This window comes from Chromobacterium subtsugae (assembly GCF_001676875.1).
Classification (GTDB): Bacteria; Pseudomonadota; Gammaproteobacteria; order Burkholderiales; family Chromobacteriaceae; genus Chromobacterium; species Chromobacterium subtsugae.
The window spans coordinates 260,536-272,541 of sequence record NZ_JYKA01000001.1 but is presented as its reverse complement, the minus strand read 5'-3'; the positions used below and the strand labels follow the sequence as shown (position 1 = coordinate 272,541).

Sequence of the window (12,006 nt, the reverse complement as noted above, 5' to 3'; positions counted from 1 at the left end):
GCCAATTACGGTGAATGGAAACAATAAAGCCCTCGCTTGGAGGGCTTGGCGGGGGTTTAGTTCTGCGGCGGGGTGTAGCCTGCCGGGGCGTCGGCGCCCTGGCCGAAGAAATAAGCGTCCAGCTGCGCGGCCAGGTACTGGCGCGCGCGGGCGTCGGCCAGGCTGAGGCGGTTTTCGTTGATCAGCATGGTCTGGTAGCGCAGCCAGCCTTGCCAGGCTTCCTTGGAAACGCTTTCGTACACGCGCTTGCCCAGCTCGCCCGGCAGCGGCGGGAAGTCGAGGCCTTCGGCTTCGCGGCCCAGCTTGACGCAATTGACGGTTCTGCTCATGGCTCTATCCTTGCTTTTGAATTCTGGTTGGGGTCAACGGGCTATTTTGTCACATAGCCCGCGTCCTTCCAACCGTGGCGGCATCATGGCCGTTGCCGGTTACAGCTTCTTTACAAACACCTTGGAGCGGCGCTGGTAATTGTAGAACTGCTGGCGCGCCAGCGGCAGCGAGCTTCTGTCGGCCTCGGCGAAGCCGCGCTCGACGAACCAGTGCGAGGTCTGGGTGGTGAGCACGAACAGCGACTGCAGGCCGCGGGTGCGGGCCTGGTATTCGACATGGCGCAGCAGCATTTCGCCGAAGCCGCCGTCGCGCTTGGCCGGCGACACCGCCAGGCAGGCCAGTTCGGCGGTTTCCGCCTCCGGGAACGGGTGCATCGCCACGCAGCCGTAGATCTTGCCGTCGTGCTCCAGCACCGAGTACTCGCCTATCTCCACCTCCAGCCGCTCGCGGCTGCGGCGCACCAGCACGCCTTGCTCTTCCAGCGGGCGGATCAAGGCCAGGATGTCGCCGACGTCGTCGATGCTGGCGTTGCGCACCCGCACCAGCGGGTCGCGCGCGATCATGGTGCCGTTGCCGCCGCGGGTGAAGTGCTCCAGCAGCAGCGCGCCGTCCTCGTGGCGGCTGATCAAGTGGGCGCGCGGAATGCCTTCGCGGGTGGCGCGGATCGCGTAGGGCAGGTAGGCGGCCACGTCTTCCGGCAGGCTGCCCGCTTCCAGCAATTGTTCGGCCTGCAGCGCGGTGAGCGAGCTGATCAGCTGGCCGTCCTGCTCCACCGCGCCGCGCCCCTCCACCACGAAAATCAGCTTTTCCGCCTTCAGCGCAATGGCGGCGTGGGTGGCCAGCTCTTCCATCGCCAGGTTGAAGCTTTCGCCGGTCAGCGAGTAGCCCACCGGGGTCAGCAGCACCAGCTCGCCGGCGTCCAGCCGCTGGCGGATGGCGGCGGCGTCGACGCGGCGCACCTGGCCGGTGTACTGCATGTCCACGCCGTCCAGCACGCCCAGGGGCTGGGCGGTGACGAAGTTGCCGCCGGCCACCCGCAGGTGGGCGCCGTGCATCGGCGAATGCGGCATGCCCATCGACAGCCTGGCCTCCACGTCGTGGCGGGTGGCGCCGGCGGCCTGCTTGACCACGTCCATGGTGCCGGCGTCGGTGACGCGGCGGTCGCGGTGGAACATCCGCGCGATGCCGTGGCGTTTCAACAGCGCCTCGATCTGCGGGCGGATGCCGTGCACCAGCACGATGCGCACGCCGAGGCTGACCAAGAGATTGATGTCCTGGGCCATGCTGGAGAAATCGCCGTCAAGCAGGCTCTCGCCGCCCATGGCCAGCACGAAGGTCTTGCCGCGGTAGGAATTGATGTAGGGCGCGGCTTCGCGGAAGGTGAGAACAAACTCGCGGGTGAGCATATGGGCGGACTCCGGCCACTCGATTGGGAATAACCGATAAGAATATCAGCAATGGCGGCGCCGCTGCGCGAAGTTTTCGCCGCGGCGGGGCGTGGATGCGAAAACGCCGCCAGCTGGGCTGGCGGCGTCGCAATGGGCGCGCGGAGGATCAGTCGGCGCGTTTTTGCAGGATCTGCTGCACTTTCAGCACGTTCAGGCCCTGGGACAGCTGGTAGTCGTTCTTCGGGCTGGGATCGCGCGGGCCGAACTGGCTGGCGTCGTCCGGCGCCGGCGCTTCCTTGCCCTTTTCCGGCGCGGCCGGGGGCGGCACCAGCTTAGGCGCCGGTTTGGCGGCCTTGGCCGGCTTGTCGTCGCCGTTGGGGTTGGCCAGGTGGTTTTCCAGATCAGCCTCGCGCACGCGCAGCGCCTGGTCGGCGGCGGTGAGGGTGGCGTCTTCCACCACCACGTCCGGCACGATGCCCTTGGCCTGGATCGAGCGGCCGCTAGGGGTGAAGTAGCGGGCGGTGGTCAGCTTGATGCCGCCCTGGCTGCCCAGCGGCAGGATGGACTGCACCGAGCCCTTGCCGAAGGTTTGAGTACCGACCAGCACCGCGCGCTTCTGGTCCTGCAGCGCGCCGGCGACGATTTCCGACGCCGAGGCCGAGCCGCCGTTGACCAGCACCACCATCGGCACGTTGCGGGCGTCGGCCGGCAATTTGGCCAGCGGGTCGCTGCCGCCGATGCCGGCGTAGTTTTGCAGGGTGGCGGTCAGGCGCATCTTGGCGTCCGGGGTGCGGCCCTCGGTGTACACCACCAGCTTGTCCTTGGGCAGGAAGGCGGCGGCGACGCCGACGGCGCCGTTGAGCAGGCCGCCCGGGTCGTCGCGCAGGTCCAGCACCAGGCCCTTCAGCGGCTGCTTGTTGTCCTTGTACAGCTTCTGCAGGCCGGCGGCCAAGTCTTCCGCGGTGTGCTCCTGGAACTGGGCGATGCGGACGTAGCCGTAGTCCGGCTCCAGCATCTTGTACTTGACGCTCTTGGTTTTGATCACCGCGCGCGCCAGCGTGAAGATCAGCGGCTTGGTCTCGCTCTTGCGGGCGATGGTCAGCGTGACCTTGCTGCCCGGCTTGCCGCGCATCTTTTTCACCGCGTCGTTCAGCGACAGGCCGCGGACCGGGGTTTCGTCGATCTTGATGATCAGGTCGCCGCTCTTGATGCCGGCCTTCTGCGCCGGGGTATCCTCGATCGGGGACACCACCTTGACCAGGCCGTCCTCGGCGCCGATCTCGATGCCGAGGCCGCCGAACTCGCCCTGGGTGCCTTCGCGCAGCTCCTTGAATTCCTCGGGATCCATGTAGTCGGAATGCGGATCCAGGCCGGTGAGCATGCCCTTGATGGCTTCGTCTATCAGTTTCTTGTCGGTCACCGGCTCGACGTAGCTTTGCTTGATCAGGCTGAACACCTCGACAAAGGTGCGCAGCTCGCCCAGCGGCAGCGGCGACGCTTCCTTGTCGGCCAGCGCCTGCATGCTGATGGTCAGTACGCCACCGGCCATGGCTCCTGCCACCAACCAGGCGATTTTCTTCATTCTTTGGCTGCTCATGCTGTGCAAATTCTCCGTACCCGGCACCTTAGCGTGTCCAGGCCTGCGGGTTGAGGGGGCGTCCGAGGTGCCGGATTTCAAAGTACAGTCCGGCTTCCCCATTGTCCAGTGTTCCAGTGTTGCCGAGTGTTTCACCAGCTTTGACGCCGGCGCCGGACGATTTGGCGATGGCGGACAGGCCGGTGTAGACGGTCATGTAATTGCCGCCGTGGTCGATGATCACCGCCTTGCCGAATCCGCGCAACTCATCGGCATATACTACCGTGCCGTCGGCCACGCTGTGTACTGGCTGGCCGCCGGCGGTGCGAATAAAAATGCCTTTCCAGGTGGTGCCTTCGCGGCGCATCTTGCCGAAGGCGCCGGCGATCTGGCCGGCCACCGGCAGCTTCATCTTGCCCTGCAAGCTGGCGAAGGCGCGGCCCGAGGCGCTGCCGTCGGCGACGTCGTCCACTTTCTCCGCCGGCTCTTCCTTGACGATCACCGGCTTCTTCGCCTCTTCCGGCACCGGCTTGCCCTGTTTCTTGGCTTGCGCGGCCAGTTGGCGGCGGCGTTCGTTTTCCTTGCGCGCGGCTTCGCGGGCGGCGGCGAGCTTGGCCTTGCGGGCTTCGGCCGCCTTGCGCGCCGCTTCGGCGCGGCGGCGCTGGATTTCGCGGTTGATCTGGGCGATCAGGTTGGACAGGTGCTTCTCGTCCTCCTGCAGCTGGGTCAGCTTGCTCTGGCCCTGCTTGATCTCGCCGGACACCTTGTTCAGTTGCTGCTGCTGCTGGCTTTTGTCTTTCTCCAGCTCGCTCTTTTCCTGGCTTTTGCGGCTGGACAGGCTGTTCAGCCGCGCCAGCTCTTCCTCCAGCTGGGCGGACAGCGCCTGCAGCTGTTGCTGTTGGGCCACCAGTTGCTGCGCCAGTTGCTGGTCGGCGCGGGCGATGTGCTGGTAGTAGGCGAGGTCGCGCGAGCTCTGGTTGGGGTCGCTGTCGTTGAACATCAGCTTCATCGCGTCGTGCTGGCCGTTCTTGTATTGGCGCACCAGCATCTGGCCGACGCGCTGGCGCACGTCGGCCAGGCTCTTGCGGCTTTTCTCGATCTGCGCGTTCAGGTCGGCCAGCTGCTGCGCGGAGCGATTCTGCTTTTGTTCCAGCGTGGCCAGCGTTTGCCGGGTCTGGCTGATCGCCTGTTCCGACTCCTTGATCGCCGACTGCGCTTCCTTCTGCACCGTCTGTTTCTGCGCCAGGTCTTTTTTCAGGCTGTCGATTTCCTTGCGCACGTTTTTCAGGTCCTGCTGGTGCGGGGCGGCGGACAGGCTGGTGGAGGAGGCGTTGGTGTTGGCCGCCTGGGCGGCGCCGGCCAGCAGGGCCAGCAACAGGTAAGGTTTCATTCCCTTGGTGTTCTTTCGCTTGGGGCGATGGCGGCGGCCATGTTCCGGCCGCCGCGTGGTGAGGCGATTATTGGAAGTCGATCAGCGATTGACCGGTCATCTCGGCCGGTTGTTCCAGGCCCATCATCGCCAGCAGCGACGGCGAGATGTCGCGCAGCGAGCCGCCGCCGCGGATGGTCGCCGGGCGGCCGATATACAGGAAGGGCACCTGGTTGGTGGTGTGCTGGGTGTGCGGCTGGTGGTGCGCGCCATCGTACATCTGCTCGCAGTTGCCGTGGTCGGCGGTGATCAACACCTCGCCGCCGGCGGCCAGCATCGCGTCGACGCAGCGTTCGATGCAGCCGTCCAGCGCTTCCACCGCCTTCACCGCGGCGTCGAAGATGCCGCTGTGGCCGACCATGTCGCCATTGGCGTAGTTGCAGAAGATGGCCTGGTATTGGCCGGACTGGATCGCGGCGACGATTTTGTCGGTGACTTCTCCGGCGCTCATTTCCGGCTGCAGATCGTAAGTGGCCACCTTGGGCGACGGCACCAGGATGCGGTCTTCGCCGGGGTAGACCTGCTCTTCGCCGCCATTGAAGAAATAGGTGACGTGCGGGTATTTCTCGGTTTCGGCGATGCGTAGCTGCTTCAGGCCTTGCGACGACAGGTATTCGCCCATGCCGTTGTGGATCTTCTGCGGCGCGTAGGCGGTGGGCAGCGCGGAATAGGCTTCGCCGTAGCTGGTGAGGGTGGCGTAGCAGCCGAACTTGGGCTGGCGGGCCTGGAAGCCGTCGAAAGCCGGGTCGGTCAGCGCGGTGGTCAGCTGGCGGGCGCGGTCGGCGCGGAAATTCATGAAGATCAGCGCGTCGCCGTCCTGCATCTTCACCGGCGCGCCGATGCCGGTGGCCTTGACGAATTCGTCGTTCTCGTCGCGCTCGTAGGCGGCGGCCAGCGCTTCCAGGCCGGTTTCGGCGTGGAACAGGCCTTCGCCCTCCACCAGCAGCCGGTAGGCCGGCTCGACGCGCTCCCAGCGCTTGTCGCGGTCCATCGCCCAGTAGCGGCCGGTCACGGAAACCAGGCGCGCGTTCGGGCATTCGGCCAGTACCGCGTCCAGGCGCTTGAGGAAGGTTTCGGCGCTGCGCGGCGGGGTGTCGCGGCCGTCGAGGAAGGCGTGGACGTATATTTTCGCCACGCCGGCGGCCTGGGCGGCGCGGATCAGCGCGTGGATGTGGTTTTCATGGCTGTGCACACCCCCATCGGATAACAGGCCCAGGATGTGCAGCGCCGAGCCTTGAGCTTTGCTCATGGCTTGCTGCAGTGTGTCATTGTTTGCGAAATGCCCGTCCTCGATGTCGCAATCGATGCGGCTGATGTCCTGCTGCACGATGCGGCCGGCGCCGATGTTCAGGTGGCCCACCTCGGAGTTGCCGAACTGGCCGGAAGGCAGCCCGACAAAGTTTTCCGAGGCGTTGATCGTGCCGTAGGCGTAGCGCTGGCGCAGTCGGTTCCAGGTTGGCATGTTGGCGTGCAGGATGGCGTTGTCGTCGCCTTCCGTGCGGTGGCCGAAGCCGTCGAGGATTAATAGCAACACCGGTGTGATTGATTTCATGGCATTCGCATTCAGAATATTAGAAAACCTTGATAGTATCGGATTTTGCCGATACTATAGTCCCGCAGTCAAATCAATAAAATGACGCTACATTAGGAGAAAAGCTTTGCTGTTCAACGACGACCAGATCGAACAGACATCGCGGGCGATGAAGGCCATGTCGCACCCGCTGCGTCTGAAGATCATATCGGTGCTGGAAGACCGGGAAGTGAGCGTGCAAGACATTGTCGAGCAGGTTGGCACCTCCCAGAGCAATATTTCCCAGCATCTCGCCATTATGCGGGACAAGGGAGTTTTGCGCACGCGCAAGGATGCCAACCGCGTCTACTACCGGGTGGGGGATATCCGCACGCTGGAAGTCCTGCGGATGATGCGTGAGGTCTTCTGCGGCTTCGGGGAGTAAGCACCCAGAATCCATATAGAAAAAGCGCGAACGCGGCTTTTTCTATATGGGCTTCGCCTGGCGGCGTTCGGGTTTGCGTTTGATGTACAGCGTCTTGTGCACGGTGGCCACCAGTTCGTCGTCGCCGTCGCGTATCTCCACCTTCATTTCGGGCAGGTATTTGCCGCCATCGGCGGTTTGCTCGCGGATGTCTCTCAGCAAGGCGTCGCTCAGTTCGAAGCGGGCGCGCACCAGGCCGCGGCCCGGCTTGATGTATTCGATGCGGCCTTCCTTGTCCCAGACGTAGTAGTCGCCGCCCAGCTGGCGCAGCAGCATCAGCATGTAGAACGGATCGGTCATCGCGTACAGGCTGCCGCCGAAATGGGTGCCGACGTAGTTGCGGTTGCCTACGCCCAGTTTCAGCCTGACTTCGGCCTGGCGGAAGTCGGCAGACAGGCGGTGGACGCGGATGCCGGCGCCGAGGAAGGGCGGCCACAGATTGAGCAGCAGCTTGATCAGCCAGATAGGCAGGTTCATGATAGGAATTCAAACGATTGTTTGGATAGTCGTATCGTCGACAAAGCTTTGAGCAAAGTCAATGCCGACTTGCGCGCGCCGGCGCCGAGGGCGGAAATTTATCCACAAGAATCGCGGAATAACCTTGTGGATAAGTTGCGGAATGGGCCGGTGGCAGCGGCTTTCGACAGTCCATGCCCAAAAAAGCGGCAATCGGCTGTAATTTTTGCCGGCTGGAGGTTGCCTCGCCGCCACTGAGGTAATAAAGTCTAACGTTTGTATCGACTACGGAGACAGCTTCTGTGTGGGCTATCGTTGAAGCGGCCGGCTGGCCGATCTGGACCATTCTGGCGGCTTCCGTCGTGTCGCTGGCCATCATTCTGGAGCGTTTGTACAGCTTGCGCCGCGGCGTGGTGGTGCCGGAAGGCCTGCTGGCGCAGACCCTGCAGGAATATCGCCGGGTGGACCTGCGCGACGAGCTGATGCACCGCCTGGCGCGGCATTCTCCGCTGGGCCGACTGTTCGCGGCCGGACTGCGCAATGTCAGCGGCAGCCGCGAGGTGATGAAGGAGTCGATCGAGGACGAGGGCCGCCAGGTGGCCTACCAGCTGGAGCGCCTGTTGACCACGCTGGGCACCATCGCCGCGATGGCGCCCTTGCTGGGCCTGCTGGGCACCGTGATCGGCATGATCGAGATCTTCGGCTCGCAAAACGGCAGCGGCGCCAATCCGCAGCAACTGGCGCACGGCATCTCCGTCGCGCTCTACAACACCGCTTTCGGCCTGATCGTGGCCATTCCCAGCATGATGTTCTACCGCTTCTTCCGCTCCCGCGTCGACGGCCTGCTGGTCGAGATGGAGGCGCAGGCGATCAAGCTGGTGGAAGTGGTGCACGGCGAGCGCCGGAACGGGAGCTGAGCATGAACTTTCGTCGCGGCCGCGGCCGGGAAGAGCCGGAGATCAACTTCATCCCGTTGATAGACGTGCTGCTGGTGATCCTGATTTTCCTGATGGTCACCACCACCTATTCGCGCTTCTCCGAACTCAAGATCAATCTGCCGAGCGCGCAGGGCGAGCAGCTGAAGAACAAGACCGTCGAGATCCGCGTCGCGGTGGCCGCCGACGGCGCGATGGCGGTCAACGACGCCCGCATCGCCGCCGCGGACAAGTCCGGCCTGCTGGCCAGGCTGAAGGCCGCCGCCGCCGGCAAGAGCGACGTGGTGGTGGTGGTCAACGCCGACGCCCGCTCCACTCACCAGTCGGTGATCACGGTGATGGAGGCGGCCCGCGAGGCCGGCCTGTCGCAGCTGACTTTCGCCACCCAAAATTTGAAGTGAAGCCCGAAACGGCATGAGTTTGATAGAACGACACTGGTACCGGCCGCTAGGCTGGCTGACTGCCCTTCTGGCGCCGCTGGAAGGGCTTTTTGCGCTGCTGGCCGCCGGCCGGCGGCTGGCTTTCCGCCGCGGCTGGAAAAGCAGCGAAACACTGCCGGTTCCGGTGGTGGTGATAGGCAACATCAATGTGGGCGGCGTCGGCAAGACGCCGCTGACGCTGGCGCTGCTGGCGGATTTCGCCGCGCGCGGCGTCAAGGCGGGCGTGATCAGCCGCGGCTACGGCGGCAGCGCCGCCGGGCCGACGGAGGCGCTGCAGGGCGGCGACCCGGCGCGGGTCGGCGACGAACCCTTGTTGCTGGCCGCTTCCGGCGCGCCGGTGGTGGTGGGGCGCGACCGGGTGGCCGCCGGCCGCCGCCTGCTGGAGCGGCACCCCGATGTGCAACTGATATTGAGCGACGACGGCCTGCAGCATTATCGGCTGGCGCGCGATCTGGAAATCGCGGTGCTGGATGGCCGGCGCGGCGTCGGCAACGGCCGCCTGCTGCCCAACGGGCCGCTGCGCGAGCCATTGTCGCGGCTGCGGACGGTGGACGCGGCGGTGGTGAACGGCTCCGGCGCTGATCTGGCGTTGCCGCCCGGCCTCGCGCGCTTCGACATGACGCTGCGCGCCGGCGCCTGCCACGCGCTGGGCGACGCGGCGCGGCTGCGGCAGGCCGACGGCTTCGCCGGCTTGAAGGTGGTGGCGCTGGCCGGCATCGGCCATCCCGAGCGCTTTTTCGATACGCTGGCGGGGTTGGGCATCGCGGTGGAGCGCCGGCTGTCTTTTCCCGATCATCACGCGTTTTGCGCCGCCGACATCCCGGCCGACGCCGACGCGGTGATCGTCACCAGCAAGGACGCGGTCAAGCTCGAGCGCGTGCTTCATGATGCGGCGCAGCGTGCTAGACTATGGGTTTTGCCGGTTCAGGCCACGCTGGCGCCTGGGCTGTGCGACTGGATACTCGCCCGCTTGAAGATGGAACATGGACGCTAAATTTCTGGAAATCCTGGTGTGCCCGTTGTGCAAGGGCCCGTTGCTGTTCGACAAGAGCAAGGACGAACTGGTCTGCAAGGGCGACCGTCTGGCCTTCCCGATCAAGGACGGCATCCCGATGATGCTGGAAGCGGAAGCGCGCGAGCTGGCGCCCGAAGAAGAAGTCAAATGAGCGGCTTCACCGTGGTGATCCCGGCGCGGATGGCTTCCAGCCGCCTGCCGGGCAAGCCGCTGGCCGACATCGCCGGCAAGCCGATGGTGGTGCGGGTGGCCGAGCAGGCGGCGAAGAGCCGCGCCGGCCGCGTCATCGTCGCCACCGACCACGCCGACATTCTGGCCGCCTGCGCCGCGCATGGCATCGAGGCGGCGCTGACGCGCGCCGACCACGCCAGCGGCACCGACCGCCTGGCCGAGGTGGCCGCCCAGCTGGGCCTGGCCGACGACGCGGTGGTGGTCAATGTCCAGGGCGACGAGCCGCTGATCCAGCCCGAGCTGATCGATCAGCTGGCCGAGTTGATGCTGGCAGGCGATGCGCCGATGGCGACGCTGGCGCACGCCATCCACGACGCCGCCGACCATTTCAATCCCAATGTGGTGAAAGTGGCGCTGGACAAACATGGCCGCGCGCTCTATTTCAGCCGCGCGCCGATTCCCTACGCCCGCGACGCCTACGCCGCCGGTCGCGACAGCCTGCCGGCCGGGCTGCCGGTATACCGCCATATCGGCATGTACGGCTACCGCGCCGGCTTCCTCGCCGCCTATGCCGGCCTGGAGGCGGCGCCGCTGGAGCAATACGAAGCGCTGGAACAATTGCGCGTGCTCTGGCATGGTTATGCCATCATGGTGGCGGTGGCGGACGAGGCGCCTGCCGCCGGGGTGGACACGCCGGAAGACCTGGAACGGGTGCGCCGGCTGCTGGACGCCTGAGGGCTAAAAGAATTCATAAATCAAACAGACTGGAGTCATACACATGCGATTGATCCTGTTGGGCGCTCCGGGCGCCGGCAAAGGCACCCAGGCCAATTACATCCGCGAGAAATTCGGCATTCCGCAAATCTCCACCGGCGACATGCTGCGCGCCGCGGTGAAGGCCGGCACGCCGCTGGGCCTGGAAGCCAAGGCGATCATGGATGCCGGCGGCCTGGTGCGCGACGACATCATCATCGGTCTGGTCAAGGAGCGCATCGCCCAGGCCGACTGTGCCAACGGCTTCCTGTTTGACGGTTTCCCGCGCACCATTCCTCAGGCCGAGGCGATGATCGCCGCCGGCGTGGACATCGACTACGTGGTGGAAATCGACGTGCCGGACGCCGCCATCGTCGAGCGCATGGCCGGCCGCCGCGTGCACCTGGCTTCGGGCCGCACCTATCACATCGCCTTCAATCCGCCGAAAGTGGCCGGCAAGGACGATGCGACCGGCGAAGAGCTGGTTCAGCGCGATGACGACCGGGAAGACACCGTGAAGAAGCGCCTGGCCGTATATCATGAGCAAACCGCCGTGCTGGTGGGCTTCTACGGCAAGCTGGCCGCCGCCGGCGACGCCAAGGCGCCGAAGTACGTGAAGATCGACGGCACCCGCGCGGTGGAAACCGTGCGCGACGAGGTGCTGGCCTCGCTGGGCGCCTGATTCCGCCGTCGTATAGCCGGAAGCGGGCGCTGCCCGCTTTTTTTGTTTGCGCAAGACGCTGGCGGCGCGGCGCAAACAGGCGGACAATTGAACCCGCGAGCCATTGCGGGCTCCAATGGGTTCACTGATGTCAGGCCGGCAAGACGGACCGGCCCAAGGATAAAATCATGTATCACGGGGAACGTTTCAACGGCTATTCCCACCTGGCCGGCACTTTGCTGGCGGTAGCCGGATTGGTGGTGCTGGTGGTGGAGGCGGCGATGCAGGGCGACCCCTGGAAGATCGTCAGCTTCAGCCTGTACGGCGGCACGCTGGTGGCGCTGTATCTGATCTCCACGCTGTACCACAGCTTCACCGGCAAGGCGAAAGCCATTTTGCAGAAGTGCGACCATTCGGCGATCTATCTGCTGATCGCCGGCAGCTACACGCCATTCGCGCTGGTGACGCTGCGCGGCGCCTGGGGCTGGACGCTGTTCGGCCTGAGCTGGGGCCTGGCGCTGTTCGGCATCGTCCAGGAGCTGACGCTGGGGCGGCGCACGCGCCTGCTGTCGATGATTCTGTACGTGGTGATGGGCTGGCTGGTGCTGATTGCCATCAAGCCGCTGATCGACGCGCTGGCGCCGGGCGGCCTGTTCTGGCTGGGGCTGGGCGGCCTGCTGTACAGCGTCGGTATCTACTGGTTTCTCAATGACGAGAAAATCCGCCATGGCCACGGCATCTGGCACTTGTTCGTGCTGGGCGGCAGCATCTGCCAATATGTCTGCGTGCTGAACTACGTCGCCTGAGCCGGCGGCGAAGCCAGCGAAAACGGCAGCCTCCGGGCTGCCGTTTTGCATG

The 12,006-nt window shown here is 65.2% G+C and carries 14 protein-coding genes; 8 read left to right on the top strand and 6 right to left on the bottom strand.

Features of this window, described 5'->3' with window-relative positions; translation table 11 throughout:
- Positions 1–56 precede the first annotated feature (56 nt).
- The 5 genes from MY55_RS01310 to gpmI form a co-directional block, all read right to left on the bottom strand.
- Positions 57–329 carry an oxidative damage protection protein gene (locus MY55_RS01310; protein WP_043574441.1) on the bottom strand — a complete coding sequence of 91 codons (273 nt, stop codon included), beginning with the start codon at positions 327–329 and terminating at the stop codon, positions 57–59.
- A 99-nt stretch (positions 330–428) separates the two neighbouring features.
- A complete protein-coding gene (gene argA, locus MY55_RS01305) occupies positions 429–1,736 on the bottom strand; it encodes an amino-acid N-acetyltransferase (protein ID WP_043574442.1) in 1,308 nt (435 codons plus the stop codon).
- A 148-nt stretch (positions 1,737–1,884) separates the two neighbouring features.
- Positions 1,885–3,315, bottom strand: coding sequence for a S41 family peptidase (locus MY55_RS01300; protein WP_279625421.1), 1,431 nt, complete (start codon positions 3,313–3,315; stop codon positions 1,885–1,887).
- Positions 3,316–3,343: 28 nt separating this feature from the next.
- Entirely contained in the window at positions 3,344–4,684 is a 1,341-nt protein-coding gene (locus MY55_RS01295; RefSeq protein ID WP_043574444.1) for a murein hydrolase activator EnvC family protein, read from the bottom strand.
- Between the two features lie 67 nt (positions 4,685–4,751).
- Positions 4,752–6,275 carry a 2,3-bisphosphoglycerate-independent phosphoglycerate mutase gene (gene gpmI / locus MY55_RS01290; protein ID WP_043574446.1) on the bottom strand — a complete coding sequence of 508 codons (1,524 nt, stop codon included), beginning with the start codon at positions 6,273–6,275 and terminating at the stop codon, positions 4,752–4,754.
- 106 nt (positions 6,276–6,381) lie between these two features.
- Here gpmI and MY55_RS01285 point away from each other — a divergent pair, with 106 nt between their 5' ends.
- Positions 6,382–6,678: an ArsR/SmtB family transcription factor gene (locus MY55_RS01285; RefSeq protein WP_043574449.1), complete on the top strand. Its 297-nt coding sequence runs from the start codon at positions 6,382–6,384 to the stop codon at positions 6,676–6,678.
- A 42-nt stretch (positions 6,679–6,720) separates the two neighbouring features.
- Here the strand turns inward: MY55_RS01285 and MY55_RS01280 are convergent, their stop codons facing one another.
- Complete coding sequence (locus tag MY55_RS01280) at positions 6,721–7,194, bottom strand: DUF4442 domain-containing protein (protein ID WP_047236976.1); 474 nt, start codon at positions 7,192–7,194, stop codon at positions 6,721–6,723.
- A 281-nt stretch (positions 7,195–7,475) separates the two neighbouring features.
- Between MY55_RS01280 and MY55_RS01275 the strand changes: the two genes are divergently transcribed.
- The 7 genes from MY55_RS01275 (at position 7,476) to trhA (ending at position 11,954) form a co-directional block, all read left to right on the top strand.
- A complete protein-coding gene (locus MY55_RS01275) occupies positions 7,476–8,090 on the top strand; it encodes a MotA/TolQ/ExbB proton channel family protein (protein ID WP_043574453.1) in 615 nt (204 codons plus the stop codon).
- 2 nt (positions 8,091–8,092) lie between these two features.
- Entirely contained in the window at positions 8,093–8,509 is a 417-nt protein-coding gene (locus MY55_RS01270; protein ID WP_043574455.1) for an ExbD/TolR family protein, read from the top strand.
- A gap of 13 nt (positions 8,510–8,522) precedes the next feature.
- Positions 8,523–9,542: a tetraacyldisaccharide 4'-kinase gene (gene lpxK / locus MY55_RS01265; RefSeq protein ID WP_047236975.1), complete on the top strand. Its 1,020-nt coding sequence runs from the start codon at positions 8,523–8,525 to the stop codon at positions 9,540–9,542.
- Positions 9,532–9,714, top strand: a complete 183-nt coding sequence (locus tag MY55_RS01260; protein WP_043574457.1) for a Trm112 family protein — start codon at positions 9,532–9,534, stop codon at positions 9,712–9,714. Before lpxK ends, MY55_RS01260 begins: the two co-directional genes overlap by 11 nt.
- Entirely contained in the window at positions 9,711–10,469 is a 759-nt protein-coding gene (kdsB, locus tag MY55_RS01255; protein ID WP_047236974.1) for a 3-deoxy-manno-octulosonate cytidylyltransferase, read from the top strand. Before MY55_RS01260 ends, kdsB begins: the two co-directional genes overlap by 4 nt.
- Positions 10,470–10,512: 43 nt before the next feature.
- A complete protein-coding gene (gene adk / locus MY55_RS01250) occupies positions 10,513–11,169 on the top strand; it encodes an adenylate kinase (RefSeq protein WP_047236973.1) in 657 nt (218 codons plus the stop codon).
- 167 nt (positions 11,170–11,336) lie between these two features.
- Positions 11,337–11,954, top strand: coding sequence for a PAQR family membrane homeostasis protein TrhA (trhA, locus tag MY55_RS01245; RefSeq protein ID WP_043574460.1), 618 nt, complete (start codon positions 11,337–11,339; stop codon positions 11,952–11,954).
- Positions 11,955–12,006 lie beyond the last annotated feature (52 nt).